Origin of the sequence: Bradyrhizobium sp. BEA-2-5, assembly GCF_032918025.1 — a bacterium.
Taxonomy (GTDB): domain Bacteria; phylum Pseudomonadota; class Alphaproteobacteria; order Rhizobiales; family Xanthobacteraceae; genus Bradyrhizobium; species Bradyrhizobium pachyrhizi.
In genome coordinates, this window is record NZ_CP136629.1 from 1,283,224 (window position 1) to 1,295,395 (window position 12,172).

Below are 12,172 nucleotides of genomic sequence, written 5' to 3' on the forward strand. Positions count from 1 at the left end.
AAGCCAACCGACTTGAAAGGTCCACGCCGCGTGTCATGAGTGATCGTCTCGCCAACGGGTCTGGCAATACCGAGGCACCGCTTGCCGATATCGATGCTGCGACCAAGCGGCTGATGGCAGCGCTTGATGCGCTGGAGAGCTCGGTGGAGCGCCGCCGCGAGGCCGACCGCGACGAGAACGAATTGGCGAGCCGAATCCAGGCCCTCGGCGCCGATCGCTCCAGGCTCGCCGATGAGCTCGACGGATCGCTGGTGAAGACGCGCAAGCTCGAGCGCGCCAATCGCGAGATCGCGGAAAAACTCGACGCGGCAATCGGCAGCATTCGCGCCGTGCTCGACGGCGGAGACAGCAGATGAGCCACATCAACGTCACCATCAACGGCCGGCAATACCGCATGGCCTGCGAGGAGGGCCAGGAGGTGCGGCTGCTCAAGCTCGCCGAGAGCCTGGAGACACGCATCCAGTCGCTGCGCGGAAAATTCGGCGAGATCGGCGATGCGCGCCTCACGGTGATGGCGGCGCTCACCGTGTGCGACGAGTTGATCGACGCCAGCGCACGCATCCGCAGCCTCGAGGAGGAGGTCGAGCAGCTGCGCAATGCGCGCGTCGCCGCCATCGACCGCGCCCGCGCGACCCAGACCGCGGTCTCCAACGCGCTCAACGCCGCCGCGGAGCGGATCGAGCGCACCACGCAGGTGCTCAACCGCACCATCGGCGGCGGCATCGCGATCGGGTGATTATATTTTCCGGCATCGGGTGATCTTATCCTCCCCTGGAGGAGGAGGATCGACGCTCATGAAATGAGCGGCGAGGTGGGGTGACAGTCTTTTCCGCGCGTGCAGTGCCCGCGTTGAGAGATCACCCCACCCGGTTCGCATTCCGCTACGCTTCATGCTTACCCTCCCTCCCCCTTCAAGGGAGGGAGGGTGGAAGAAGTGCATGAGTCTCGGCTGCGTCTTCCTTACCGCTGGCGGATTGGGGCAACGATGGCTAGATTAGCCCCCGCGAGGCTGCGACGTGCGTCAGGAGCCATATATCCCCGGGGCCTTATCGATCCTTTAGGGAACTGTCCCTGGCCGGGCCCGTGGGCCCGGACATATGGTGCCCACCTACTTTCGTAGGGAACTCCGGGATCGAGTGCTTCAACGGCGTTCGCGGCTTCGTACTGTTTTTTGCTGTTGGCTTGTCGTCGCGCTGCGGCGGTTGAATTGTCTAGTGTTGTGCCCCGCGATACGGGGCGTCCAGCGCGCCGCGGCCTGGCCTTAACGAAAGCTAGCGTCTCTGGAATGATGGATCGTCCGTTGTCGCGGACGACGACAGCGGAAGATGGATCATGCACGCATCTCCATCGAAGGCCGAGCTCCGGGCACTTGCCCTCGCCAAGCGCGATGCGCTGAGCGACGAGCAGCGCGCGACGGCTGCCGAAGCGCTCGCCAAGCGCGGCGCGCCGTTCGAGATCGCGCGGGGCATGATCGTCTCGGGCTATGCGCCGATCCGCAGCGAGCTCGATCCGGCGCCGTTGATGCGGAAGCTCGCCGAGCAGGGCGCGAAGCTGGCGCTGCCTTGCGTCACCGCGCGTGGCCAGTCGCTGATCTTCCGCATCTTCCATCCGAACGACCGCCTGATGCTCGGTCCGCTCGGCATTCCCGAGCCGTCGCCGGCAGCCGCCGAGGTGCATCCGGACGTGATGCTGGTGCCGCTCGCGGCATTCGACAAGCTCGGTCACCGCATCGGCTACGGCGCCGGCTATTACGACTATACCTTCGCGCATCTGCGCAAGGCCAAGCATGTGATCGGGGTCGGACTTGCCTTTGCTGCACAGGAAACCAAGGCGATTCCGGCGCTGTCGCACGACGTCCCGCTCGATTTTGTGCTAACGGAGCGCAAGACGTTCGATTTCCGGAGTAGCTAGCCTTGCGAATTCTCTTCGTTGGTGACGTCGTCGGCAGGACCGGTCGCACCGCCATCGCCGACCACCTTCCCGGCATGGTCAAGGACTGGTCGCTCGATTTCGTCGTCGTCAACGGCGAGAATTCCGCCGGCGGCTTCGGCATCACGGAAGCGATCTACCAGGAATTCCTCGAGGCCGGCGCCGATGCGGTGACGCTCGGCAACCACGCCTGGAATCAGAAGGAGGCGTTGGTCTTCATCGAGCGCGCGCCGCGCCTGATCCGCCCGCTGAATTTCCCGCGACATTCGCCCGGCCGCGGCGCCACGCTGGTCGATACCAGGAGCGGCAAGCGCGCGCTGGTCCTCAATGCGATCGGCCGCGTCTTCATGGAGCCGTCCTCGAACGATCCGTTCAGCGCCATCGAGCGCGAGCTCGAGGCCTGTCCGCTGCGCGAGGGCTGTGACGCCATAGTCGTCGATTTCCATTGCGAGGCGAGCAGCGAGAAGCAGGGCATCGGCTTCTTCTGCGACGGCCGCGCCAGCCTCGTCGTCGGCACGCACACCCATGTGCCGACCGCCGACCACCAGATCCTCGCAGGCGGCACCGCCTACATGACCGACGCCGGCATGACCGGCGATTACGACTCCATCATCGGCATGCAGAAGGAAGAACCGCTGCAGCGCTTCCTCACCGGCATTCCCTCCGGTCGCTTCGAGCCGGCGGGCGGTGTGGCAACGCTGAGCGGCATCGCGGTCGAGACCGACGATGCGACCGGGCTTGCGGTGAAGGTCGCGCCGGTGCGCGCCGGCGGGCGGCTCGAGCCTGCGGTGCCGGGGTTTTGGACGTAGCCCTCGTAGCCCGGATTACGCTTCGCTCCATCCGGGCTACGGAGCTGCCGTCAACTCTGCCTAAAACCCATCCGGAATGCGCCCCAGTGGCGGCCGTTTACCACGATCGGCGAGGACAGATCCTTCATCAGCACGAACTGCCCGCCGCCCATGTCGCGGCGGTAGGTCTGCAGCAGGAACGGCTTCGTGTTGCCTGCGACCTTCTTCACCGTGCGGTCGGTGAACAGGCGGCGGTTGCGGCAATTGGCGTTGTTCCAGACCGGGTCCTTGCCCTGCGGCAGCCGGTAGTTCGGATTGTGGGTCGGCAGATAGCCGCCCCTCGCCCAGGCGACGCAGAACACGATGCGGGGATCGGATTTCTGGATCGGGTCCTGGATCGCGGGCAGCACGCGATCGGTGAACTCGACGTAGTCGGTGAGGTATTGCTTCGGATTGGTGCCGGCGATCTTGCGATAATTCTCGTCCATCAATTGCACGAGCGTGATCTCGCCGCGCGCGACGGCATTCTCGAACAGCTCGGAGATCCGCCTTGCGGTGTCGATCACGACGCGGATCAGTGGCGTATCACTGGTCTCCACGCCGCTGTCGGCGATGGTCACGATCAGGCTCTCGGAGAGCTCGAGCAGTTTCGCGACGCGGCTGTCGGCATGCTTGAGGTCGCGCGAGGAGAGGTCGACACCCTTGGCCAGCTCGTTCAGCTCCGCGATCACGCTGTCGCAATGGCCGAGATTGGAGGTCGCGGCGCGCGCCACGCTGCCGATCTCGGCGCCGACGGATGAAAAGCCTTCCTGCACGCGCATGATGATGCCCGAAATCTGCTGGGCGCCTTCGCCGGCGGTCTTGGCGCGCTGCGAAGCGTCGCTGCTCTCGCCGATCAGGCCTTCGATCTGGCCGTCGAGATCGCGCACGGTGTCGGAGATCTGGTGCGTGGCCTGGCGGGTGGCTTCCGCGAGATTCTTGACCTCGCTCGCGACCACCGCGAAGCCGCGGCCGGCATTGCCGGCGCGCGCCGCCTCGATGGTGGCGTTGAGCGCCAGCAGATTGGTCTGCTTCGCGATCGCCTCGATCGAGCCGGAGACCTTCGCAACCTGGCTCAGCGCGGAGCCGACCGCGGCGAGCCGCGCCTCGATCCGTCCGACCGCCGCGACGAGCTCTGCGATATGGCTGACCGCCGTCTCGACCACATGGCGGGACTCCGCGATCTGGCCGACCGCGGCGGATGCGGTCGTCTGCACGGCCTGCGATGCGTTGGCGATGTCGTGGTTGGCCGAGACCATCGTCTCGGCCGTCTTCTGCAGGTGGTGGAAGCGTTCCGACTGGCTCGCGACGCGGCTTGCGACCTCCTGGACGTTGCCGGCGATGTCGGCGAGTTCCACGCCGAGGCCGCCGATGCGGTCGGCGAGCTGGTCGATCAGCCGCTCGGCGAGCGTTCGGTCCGATGACGTATCCAGAACTGCAAGCTGCGCGGCCGACATGTCGACGCTTCCTCCGTTACAGCGGCCCGTCGGCCGCCGCAGCATTCCCCATTTCGATCCTAAAGCGTGATTCGCGCTGCCGGTCTTGCCTGAGCGCGCACTGTGTAGCCCGGATGCAGCGCAGCGAAATCCGGGGCTCCTGTCCGTGCAAACACGCATCCCGGATTACACTTCGCCGCATCCGGGCTACGAAGCGTTCACAGCTTGTAGGCAGTGCGAAATCCGCCCCAGTGCCGGCCCTGCACGCGGATCGGGACGTCGATCTCGCGCATCATCACGGTGTTGCCGTTGCCCATGTCGCGCGCATAGCTCTGGACCAGGTACGAGCGCAGGTTGCGCGCGGCAGCGAGCCCCGCCGGATCGTTGAACATCCGCCGGTTGCGGCTGTTGGCCGTGTTGTATGTCACGTCGCCCGGCCGCTGCGGCTGCGAGTAGAGCTTATTATGGACCGGCAGGTAGCCGTTCTGGTCGATCATCACACAGAACGCCATCCGCTTGTCCCTGGCGAGGAATGCCTCCTGGAACGCCGGCAGCGTGCGCTCGGCCCAATCCAGCATTTTGGTGCGGTACTGCACCGGGTTGGTGCCTGCGATCTCGACATAATCGGTGTCGAACATGTCAGATATCGCGATCGCGCCGCTTGCCAGCCCGTTCTCGAACATCTTGCTCAGCGCGCTGCCGGCTTCGATCGCGCGGGTGACGAGTTCGGCGTTCTCCTCGTGGATCGCCCACATCCGGTCTTCGATTTTTTCGCGCAGCTCGGCGGTTGCCGCCTCGAAGCGGGCCTGGCTGCCTGCCTTGGAGCGCTCGCCGATCCGGATCCGGCACGCGCCGACCTCCTGCAATGTCCCGTTCAGGGTCTCCTGCACCGGCAGCTTCCCGGCATCGGGTCCGCCGATCAGAATGCCGTCCATCGCGATCTCGTAGACCGGCGCGGTGACGAGGCCGCGCGCGGTCGTGATCTCGATCTTGAGGCTGCAGGGCAGGCGCTCGTTCTTGCGCGGATCGCCGCGCTCGTCCTGGCGCAACAGCACCGCGCAGCGCGCTTTCAGCTTCTGCGCGAATGCGGTCACCGTCTTGCCGGCCTTGGCGACATTGTCGCCATGCGCGGCGGCTTCGCGTGTTGCCGAGTCGATCTCGCCGGCGCTGGTGCCGACCGAGACGATGAAGTGCGAAGCGGAGGCGGCATTCTGGCCCATCTCACCGGTGATTTCATTCTGCTCGGCAACCGCGCCGTTGACGTTCTCGAACACCGGGCGGATCTTTTCGATCGCCTGGGAGATGCGGTGGACCGCGTCCGCCGATCCGGTGGCGTCCTTCTGCAATGCCTCGATCTTGCGGGTGATCTCCTCGGTCGCGCTCTGGGTCTGCACTGCCAGCGCCTTGACCTCAGTTGCGACCACCGCAAAGCCCTTGCCGGCGGCACCGGCGCGCGCCGCCTCGATCGTCGAGTTCAGCGCGAGCAGCGTGGTCTGCCGCGCGATCTGCGCGATCAGATTGACGACGTTGCCGATCGCGGCCGAAGACTCGCGCAGGCGATCGACATTGTCGGTGGCCTCGCGCGCCGCGGCCGCGGCGTCGTCGGCGAGCTGGCTCGCGCTGCGCACCTGCGCGCCGATGCCCTCGGCGGAGTGGGTGAAACGGTCGGCGGCTTGCGAGAACGTCGTCGCGGTGCTCTGCGCATCGCTGCTGCGGCCGGTCAGCGCATCGGTGCGGGCGCGAATGGTGGCGAGCTTGGCTGCCGTCGCCTCGGCGCCGTCGGCGACCGAGCTCGCGGCGCGCTCGAGCTGGCGGATCATCGCCCCGAGCTCGAGTTCCAGCAATTCCAGGATTTCCTTGGACGAATCCTTGGCCGAATCAGTCTCGGTCGAGACCTGAGGGGTGGCGGCCGCGGTTGGAACCTGCGGCGCGACGGCCGGCGCAGCCGGCTCCGGCACTTGCTTTCGAAACAAACCGAACGCCATGTGGGCTCTTTAGGGGCTGTGGAAAGTTGCGGCGGGACGGGGCGATCCTCGCATCCGGGCGTGAAGTCATGGTTAACAAGTGCCTCATATTCCGGCTTGCGGTAGTATTCCTCCGCCGTAGGGCCCCGCCGATCCTTTGATTTTGACCGTGAGGGGCCTATAAGGCCGCGTTTTCCATCCCTGTTCAGACCCTAAGCTCCGAAGAGACCACGCATGGCCGGACATTCCCAATTCAAGAACATCATGCACCGCAAGGGGCGGCAGGATGCCCAGAAGTCGAAACTGTTCGGCAAGCTGGCGCGGGAAATCACCGTCGCGGCCAAGCTCGGCACGCCCGACCCTGCCATGAACCCGCGCCTGCGCGCCGCCGTGATCGCCGCGCGCCAGGAGAATATGCCGAAGGACAACATCGAGCGCGCCATCAAGAAGGCGCTCGGCAGCGATGGCGAAAACTATGACGAGATCCGCTACGAGGGCTACGGCCCGGGCGGCGTCGCCGTCATCGTCGAGGCGCTGACCGACAACCGCAACCGCGCCGCTTCCGACATCCGTTCCTTCTTCACCAAATCCGGCGGCAATCTCGGCGAAACCGGCTCGGTGTCCTTCATGTTCGACCGCACGGGTGTCATCGAATACGACCGCAGCGTCGCTTCCGACGACGCCGTGCTCGATGCCGCGATCGAGGCCGGCGCCGACGACGTCGTCTCCGGCGAAGGCGGTCATGAGATCTACGCCTCGAAGGCTACCGCGACGTCGCCAAGGCGCTGGAAGCCAAGTTCGGCGAGCCGCGCAAGGCCGCGCTGATCTGGAAGCCGCAGAACACGGTCACTGTCGATGACGAGACCGGCGAGAAGCTGCTCAAGCTGATGGACCTGCTCAACGAGCATGACGACGTGCAGCAGGTCTACGCCAATTTCGAGATATCGGACGCGCTGGTCGCGAAGATGGGCGGTTGATCCATTTGCTCCGCTGTCATCGCCCGGCTCGACCGGGCGATCCAGCATTCCAGAGACCTTCATTTGATCCGCGAGGCCGCGGCGTACTGGATCCCCCGCCTTCGCGGGGGATGACGAGCCGAGGCTGGGCGATGGGCCGAGCCGACCGCGACGGAGGCGGGGATGAGCCTCCGTTTGTGTTTCGTTCTCCCGGTGCAGGCGGTATCACTACCTCATGACATCCCAGCCGATTCGCTCTCCCGTCCGCATCATCGGTATCGATCCGGGTCTCCGCCGCACCGGCTGGGGGGTGATCGAGACCGAAGGCAATCGTCTCGCCTATATCGCCTGCGGTTCGGTGGAGCCGCCGGACGATTTGCCGCTGTCGAGCCGCCTGCTCGCGATCCATGAAGGGCTCGCGGCCGTTCTCTCCAGCCACCAGCCGATGGAAGCGGCGGTCGAGCAGACCTTCGTCAACAAGGACGGCGTTGCCACGCTGAAACTCGGCCAGGCCCGCGGCGTCGCCATGCTCGCGCCCGCAATGTTCGGCATCTCTGTCGCCGAATATGCGCCGAACCAGGTCAAGAAGACGGTGGTCGGCGCCGGTCATGCCGACAAGCAACAGATCGCGATGATGCTGAAGATTTTGCTGCCCAAGGCCGAGCCGCCGTCGGCCGACGCCGCCGACGCGCTCGCCATCGCCATCACCCACGCCCATCACCGCCAGAGCACGGCGCTGCGGCTGAAGGTGGCGAACCTATGATCGGCAAGCTCAAGGGCCTGATCGATTCCTACGGCGAGGATTTCGTCATCCTCGACGTCGGCGGCGTCGGTTATCAGGTGCACTGCTCCTCGCGCACGCTGCAGCATCTGCCCTCGCCCGGCGAAGCCGCCGTGCTGTCGATCGAGACCTATGTCCGCGAGGATCAGATCAAGCTGTTCGGCTTCCGCACCGACCAGGAGCGCGAATGGTTTCGCCTGCTCCAGACCGTGCAGGGCGTCGGCGCCAAGGTCGCGCTCGCCGTGCTCGGCACGCTGGCGCCGGCCGACCTCGCCAATGCCATTGCGCTGCGCGACAAGGCCGCGGTGGCACGCACGCCCGGCGTCGGCCCCAAGGTCGCCGAGCGCATCGTCACCGAGTTGAAGGACAAGGCGCCGGCCTTTGCCAATGTCGACCCGGCCGTGGTTCATCTCGCCGGCGCCGTCGACGACCAGCGCGCGCCGCGCCCGGTGGCGGATGCGATCTCCGCGCTGGTCAATCTCGGCTATGGCCAGCCGCAGGCCGCCGCGGCGATTGCCTCGGCCTCGCGTAGCGCAGGCGAGAATGCCGAGACCGCGCAGCTCATTCGTCTTGGCCTGAAGGAATTGTCGAAGTGAACACGCCCTCGCGCATGGTCACTCCCGAGCGCCGCAGCGACGATGTCGGCGATACCGCGCTGCGTCCGCAATCGCTGTCCGATTTCGTCGGCCAGCAGCAGGCGCGCAAGAACCTGTCGATCTTCATCGAGGCGGCGCGCAAGCGCGGCGAGGCGCTGGATCACGTGCTGTTCGTCGGGCCGCCCGGCCTCGGCAAGACCACGCTGGCGCAGATCGTGGCGAAGGAACTTGGCGTCGGCTTCCGCGCCACATCAGGGCCGGTGATCGCCAAGGCCGGCGATCTCGCAGCGCTCCTCACCAATCTCGAAGAGCGCGACGTGCTCTTCATCGACGAGATCCATCGCCTCAGTCCGGCGGTGGAAGAGGTGCTCTATCCTGCGATGGAGGACTTTCAGCTCGACCTCATCATCGGCGAGGGCCCGGCGGCGCGCTCGGTGAAGATCGAGCTGTCGAAATTCACGCTGGTCGGCGCGACGACGCGTGCGGGGTTGCTCACCAATCCGTTGCGCGATCGCTTCGGCATTCCGGTGCGGCTGAATTTCTACACTATCGAGGAATTGGAGAGCATCGTCAGCCGCGGCGCGCGCGTGCTCAACGTCGGCATGAGCGCGGACGGCGCCAACGAGATCGCGCGCCGGGCTCGTGGCACGCCCCGCATCGCCGGCCGCTTGCTCCGGCGCGTCCGCGATTTCGCCTCGGCGGCCGATGCCGCCACGATCGACCGCAAAATCGCCGACCACGCGCTGAGCGCGCTCGAGGTCGACGCCGCCGGGCTCGACGCCATGGACCGCCGCTATCTCACGACCATCGCGCTCAACTATGGCGGCGGCCCGGTCGGTGTCGAGACCATGGCCGCAGCGTTGTCCGAGCCGCGCGATGCGATCGAGGACATCATCGAGCCCTATCTGATCCAGTGCGGCTATCTGCAGCGCACTCCGCGCGGCCGGCTGCTCACCTCGCACGCCTTCCGCCATCTCGGTCTCGCCGAGCCCAGCCGCGATCCGTCTCAGTTCGGCCTGTTCGGCAGCAACGGCGACGAGGACTGACGCGTGATCCGGAAAAGGGCGAAGCGGTTCTTCATGCTCAAAGGCCTCCGCTCCCGAAGTCGTGAAGAGACGTGTTGATGCAGCGCGTCGCACTTGCCGGTAACCTTGGCCGCTGACGGCATCTCTACAGGCCGTCTGCACAAACGCGGCCCAATTTCGCTCCAATCAAAGGGCCTATGATAACCCAAAGTGTTTTCGACAAGCGCCAGGCATCACCGATCACACGTCCATGATTTCACGTCGTCATTTTCTGCGCGGGTTCGGCGGGTTGACCGCCGCCACCGCTTCGACCGCGGCCTATGGCTTGAGCGAGCCGGTCGTCCGCCTCGCGCTCACGCGCTACGATCTGTCGCCGCGGCAATGGCCGGCGGATCTTCCGTTGAAGATCGCCGTCATCGCCGATCTCCATGCCTGCGATCCCTGGATGCCGCTCGATCGCATCGCAGAGATCGTGGAGCGGACGAACGCCCTGAACCCCGACATCGTCGTGCTGCTCGGCGACTATGTCGCGGGGCTGCGCCACGTCACCCGCTTCATTCCGGCCTCCGACTGGGCCGCGGTGCTGAAGGGCCTGAAGGCGCCGCTCGGCGTGCACGCCGTGCTCGGCAACCACGACTACTGGGAAGACAAGGCGGTACAGCGCTTGGGGCGCGGCATCCCGCTGGCGCGCCGCGCGCTGGAGGGAGCGGGGATCCCCGTCTATGAGAACGACGTCGTGCGCCTCACCAAGGACGGCCGCCCGTTCTGGCTCGCCGGTCTCGGCGATCAACTCGCGTTCCTGCCGGCGCGCCCCTATCGCCAGGTCACGCGCATCGGCGCCGACGATCTCAGTGCGACGCTCGCCAAGGTCACGGACGATGCGCCCATCATCCTGCTCGCGCATGAGCCCAACATCGCGCCGCGCGTGCCGGTGCGTGTCGCGCTGCAACTGTCCGGCCACACCCATGGCGGCCAGGTCCGCCTGCTCGGCTGGTCCCCCGCGGTGCCGCCGCAGGACGGCGTCCGCCTCGCCTATGGTCATGTCAGGCTGAAATGCGACGTCATCATCTCCGGTGGGCTCGGTTGCAGCATCATGCCGCTCCGCCTCGGCGTGCCGCCCGAGATCGTGCAGGTCACGCTCGGCGCAAAGGGGCCGGTGGTGTCCTGAGCGCGCTTGCGTGATCGAGGAATTTGCGCAACACGATTGTTGTTCCCGTTCCGAGGGCAATCGAGGGGCCGCAATTGACCTTACCCCATATCGACGGCGTGATCCGCGATGGCCGCCACCATATGCAGGTCCGTGTCTATTACGAAGATACCGATTTTTCCGGCATCGTCTACCACGCCAACTACCTGCGCTTCATGGAGCGCGGCCGCACCAATCATCTCCGTCTGATGGGCGCCGAACAGAACGCGCTGTTCGAGGAGGCGCAGGAAGAGACTGGCGGCTTCGCCTTTGTCGTGCGCTCGATGACGCTCGACTTCCTCAAGCCCGCACGAATGGACGACGTGCTCGACGTCGTGACCTGGCCGGTCGCGGTGAAGGGTGCGTCCATCATGCTGGCGCAGGAGGTGCGGCGCGGCCACGACGTGCTGGTGAAGGCCGAGGTCCGCGTTGCCTTCATCAGCCAGGGACGGGCACAGCCGATTCCGAAGGCTATTCGCGCGCTGATGAAGGCCGATCTGGCTTAGAGCGTTTTCGAGCGAAGTGGGTAGCGGTTCGCGTGAAGAAAGCGCGTCAAAATAAGAGGCTAGAGCCCGTTCCGGTATAATCGGAACGGAATAGGCTCTAGCTATTGGCCGATAGGAAACGCCCCATCGACTCTCGGCGGCGCGGCGCTAGATTTGCGTCTCGAACAACGAGGGATCGCCGATGTCGCGCCCGCCGCTTCCACCCTTCACTCGCGAGACCGCTGCGCAAAAGGCCCGCATGGCCGAGGACGCCTGGAATTCACGCGATCCGGTCCGCGTGTCGCTCGCCTATACCGAGGACAGCCGCTGGCGCAATCGTTCCGAAGTCCTTCAGGGCCGCGAGGCCATCGTCGCGTTTCTCACCCGCAAATGGGAGAAGGAGCTGGACTACCGGCTGATCAAGGACCTCTGGGCCTTCGACGGCAACCGTATCGCGGTGCGCTTCCAGTACGAATGGCACGATGCCGGCGGCCAGTGGTATCGCTCCTATGGCAACGAGCAGTGGGAGTTCGACGAGCACGGCCTGATGAAGCGGCGCGAGGCCTCGATCAACGACATCGCGATCGCGGAGAAGGATCGCCGGTTTCACTGGCCGGCTCCGGGTCCGCGTCCGGCCGACGTGCCGGGCTTGGGGCCGGAGCCGTTCTGATCGGCTCGTAGCCCGGATGGAGCGAAGCGAAATCCGGGGTAGTCTCGCCTGCGGTAATACCGTTCCCGGATTGCGCTGCGCTCCAACCGGGGCTACGGCGCGTTTGTGGCGGCTCATCGAAAACGATTGCGAAGTCTCGATGAGGGGCGGTTTATTCTGGTTCGCGTTGCAACCTCACCGCGTCTACCGGACTCCATTACATGCCTATCAAACGTTCTGCCGCCGTTGCGCTCGCAGGCTTCCTCCTCGCGACCGTCTTCATAGCCGTTCCTATCCAGCCAAGTGCAGCGAAAGGTAAAATGCACGGGCCCGAGACA

12 protein-coding genes, 1 other RNA gene and 1 pseudogene are annotated in these 12,172 nt (G+C 65.7%); 12 read left to right on the forward strand and 2 right to left on the reverse strand.

The genetic code is table 11. The annotated features are described in order from the left end of the window. The first annotated feature begins 35 nt into the window (after positions 1-35). The 5 genes from RX327_RS05885 (at position 36) to RX327_RS05905 (ending at position 2,738) form a co-directional block, all read left to right on the forward strand. Positions 36-356 (forward strand): DUF4164 domain-containing protein, encoded by a 321-nt coding sequence (locus RX327_RS05885; protein ID WP_018269681.1) that lies wholly within the window; start codon positions 36-38, stop codon positions 354-356. Beyond that, the gene (locus RX327_RS05890) at positions 353-736 is read left to right on the forward strand and encodes a cell division protein ZapA (protein WP_317249740.1); all 384 of its coding nucleotides are present in this window, start codon (positions 353-355) and stop codon (positions 734-736) included. The genes RX327_RS05885 and RX327_RS05890 overlap by 4 nt, the downstream gene beginning before the upstream one ends. Positions 737-1,003: 267 nt before the next feature. Continuing rightward, a non-coding RNA gene (gene ssrS / locus RX327_RS05895) (6S RNA) lies at positions 1,004-1,164 on the forward strand. A 168-nt stretch (positions 1,165-1,332) separates the two neighbouring features. Continuing rightward, on the forward strand, positions 1,333-1,911 hold the full coding sequence (locus tag RX327_RS05900; RefSeq protein ID WP_317249741.1) for a 5-formyltetrahydrofolate cyclo-ligase: 579 nt from the start codon (positions 1,333-1,335) through the stop codon (positions 1,909-1,911). 2 nt (positions 1,912-1,913) lie between these two features. Next, positions 1,914-2,738, forward strand: a complete 825-nt coding sequence (locus RX327_RS05905; protein ID WP_317249742.1) for a TIGR00282 family metallophosphoesterase — start codon at positions 1,914-1,916, stop codon at positions 2,736-2,738. Between the two features lie 50 nt (positions 2,739-2,788). Here the strand turns inward: RX327_RS05905 and RX327_RS05910 are convergent, their stop codons facing one another. Together RX327_RS05910 and RX327_RS05915 are read right to left on the reverse strand one after the other, a co-directional pair. After that, entirely contained in the window at positions 2,789-4,213 is a 1,425-nt protein-coding gene (locus tag RX327_RS05910) for a methyl-accepting chemotaxis protein (RefSeq protein WP_317249743.1), read from the reverse strand. Between the two features lie 197 nt (positions 4,214-4,410). After that, complete coding sequence (locus tag RX327_RS05915) at positions 4,411-6,177, reverse strand: methyl-accepting chemotaxis protein (RefSeq protein WP_317249744.1); 1,767 nt, start codon at positions 6,175-6,177, stop codon at positions 4,411-4,413. A gap of 213 nt (positions 6,178-6,390) precedes the next feature. Between RX327_RS05915 and RX327_RS05920 the strand changes: the two are divergent. From RX327_RS05920 to RX327_RS05950, 7 genes and pseudogenes are all read left to right on the forward strand, one after another. Further along, positions 6,391-7,133 (forward strand): annotated as a pseudogene (locus RX327_RS05920) (YebC/PmpR family DNA-binding transcriptional regulator). Between the two features lie 214 nt (positions 7,134-7,347). Next, positions 7,348-7,875, forward strand: a complete 528-nt coding sequence (gene ruvC / locus RX327_RS05925; RefSeq protein ID WP_317249745.1) for a crossover junction endodeoxyribonuclease RuvC — start codon at positions 7,348-7,350, stop codon at positions 7,873-7,875. After that, the gene (gene ruvA, locus RX327_RS05930; RefSeq protein ID WP_237863022.1) at positions 7,872-8,489 is read left to right on the forward strand and encodes a Holliday junction branch migration protein RuvA; all 618 of its coding nucleotides are present in this window, start codon (positions 7,872-7,874) and stop codon (positions 8,487-8,489) included. Before ruvC ends, ruvA begins: the two co-directional genes overlap by 4 nt. Then, a complete protein-coding gene (gene ruvB / locus RX327_RS05935) occupies positions 8,486-9,535 on the forward strand; it encodes a Holliday junction branch migration DNA helicase RuvB (RefSeq protein ID WP_317249747.1) in 1,050 nt (349 codons plus the stop codon). The genes ruvA and ruvB overlap by 4 nt, the downstream gene beginning before the upstream one ends. 229 nt (positions 9,536-9,764) lie before the next feature. Further along, on the forward strand, positions 9,765-10,682 hold the full coding sequence (locus RX327_RS05940) for a metallophosphoesterase (RefSeq protein WP_317249748.1): 918 nt from the start codon (positions 9,765-9,767) through the stop codon (positions 10,680-10,682). Between the two features lie 74 nt (positions 10,683-10,756). Beyond that, positions 10,757-11,206, forward strand: a complete 450-nt coding sequence (gene ybgC, locus RX327_RS05945; RefSeq protein ID WP_317249749.1) for a tol-pal system-associated acyl-CoA thioesterase — start codon at positions 10,757-10,759, stop codon at positions 11,204-11,206. Between the two features lie 181 nt (positions 11,207-11,387). Then, entirely contained in the window at positions 11,388-11,855 is a 468-nt protein-coding gene (locus RX327_RS05950) for a nuclear transport factor 2 family protein (RefSeq protein WP_317249750.1), read from the forward strand. The last annotated feature ends 317 nt before the right edge of the window (positions 11,856-12,172 follow it).

Excerpts from the sequence above, each read along its gene's own strand:
- RX327_RS05910 (WP_317249743.1), bottom strand. The coding sequence starts at position 4,213 with ATGTCGGCCGCGCAGCTTGCAGTTCTGGATACGTCATCGGACCGAACG.
- RX327_RS05950 (WP_317249750.1), top strand. The coding sequence starts at position 11,388 with ATGTCGCGCCCGCCGCTTCCACCCTTCACTCGCGAGACCGCTGCGCAA.
- RX327_RS05890 (WP_317249740.1), top strand. The coding sequence starts at position 353 with ATGAGCCACATCAACGTCACCATCAACGGCCGGCAATACCGCATGGCC.
- ruvA (WP_237863022.1), top strand. The coding sequence starts at position 7,872 with ATGATCGGCAAGCTCAAGGGCCTGATCGATTCCTACGGCGAGGATTTC.
- RX327_RS05885 (WP_018269681.1), top strand. The coding sequence starts at position 36 with ATGAGTGATCGTCTCGCCAACGGGTCTGGCAATACCGAGGCACCGCTT.
- RX327_RS05900 (WP_317249741.1), top strand. The coding sequence starts at position 1,333 with ATGCACGCATCTCCATCGAAGGCCGAGCTCCGGGCACTTGCCCTCGCC.
- RX327_RS05915 (WP_317249744.1), bottom strand. The coding sequence starts at position 6,177 with ATGGCGTTCGGTTTGTTTCGAAAGCAAGTGCCGGAGCCGGCTGCGCCG.
- RX327_RS05940 (WP_317249748.1), top strand. The coding sequence starts at position 9,765 with ATGATTTCACGTCGTCATTTTCTGCGCGGGTTCGGCGGGTTGACCGCC.
- ruvC (WP_317249745.1), top strand. The coding sequence starts at position 7,348 with ATGACATCCCAGCCGATTCGCTCTCCCGTCCGCATCATCGGTATCGAT.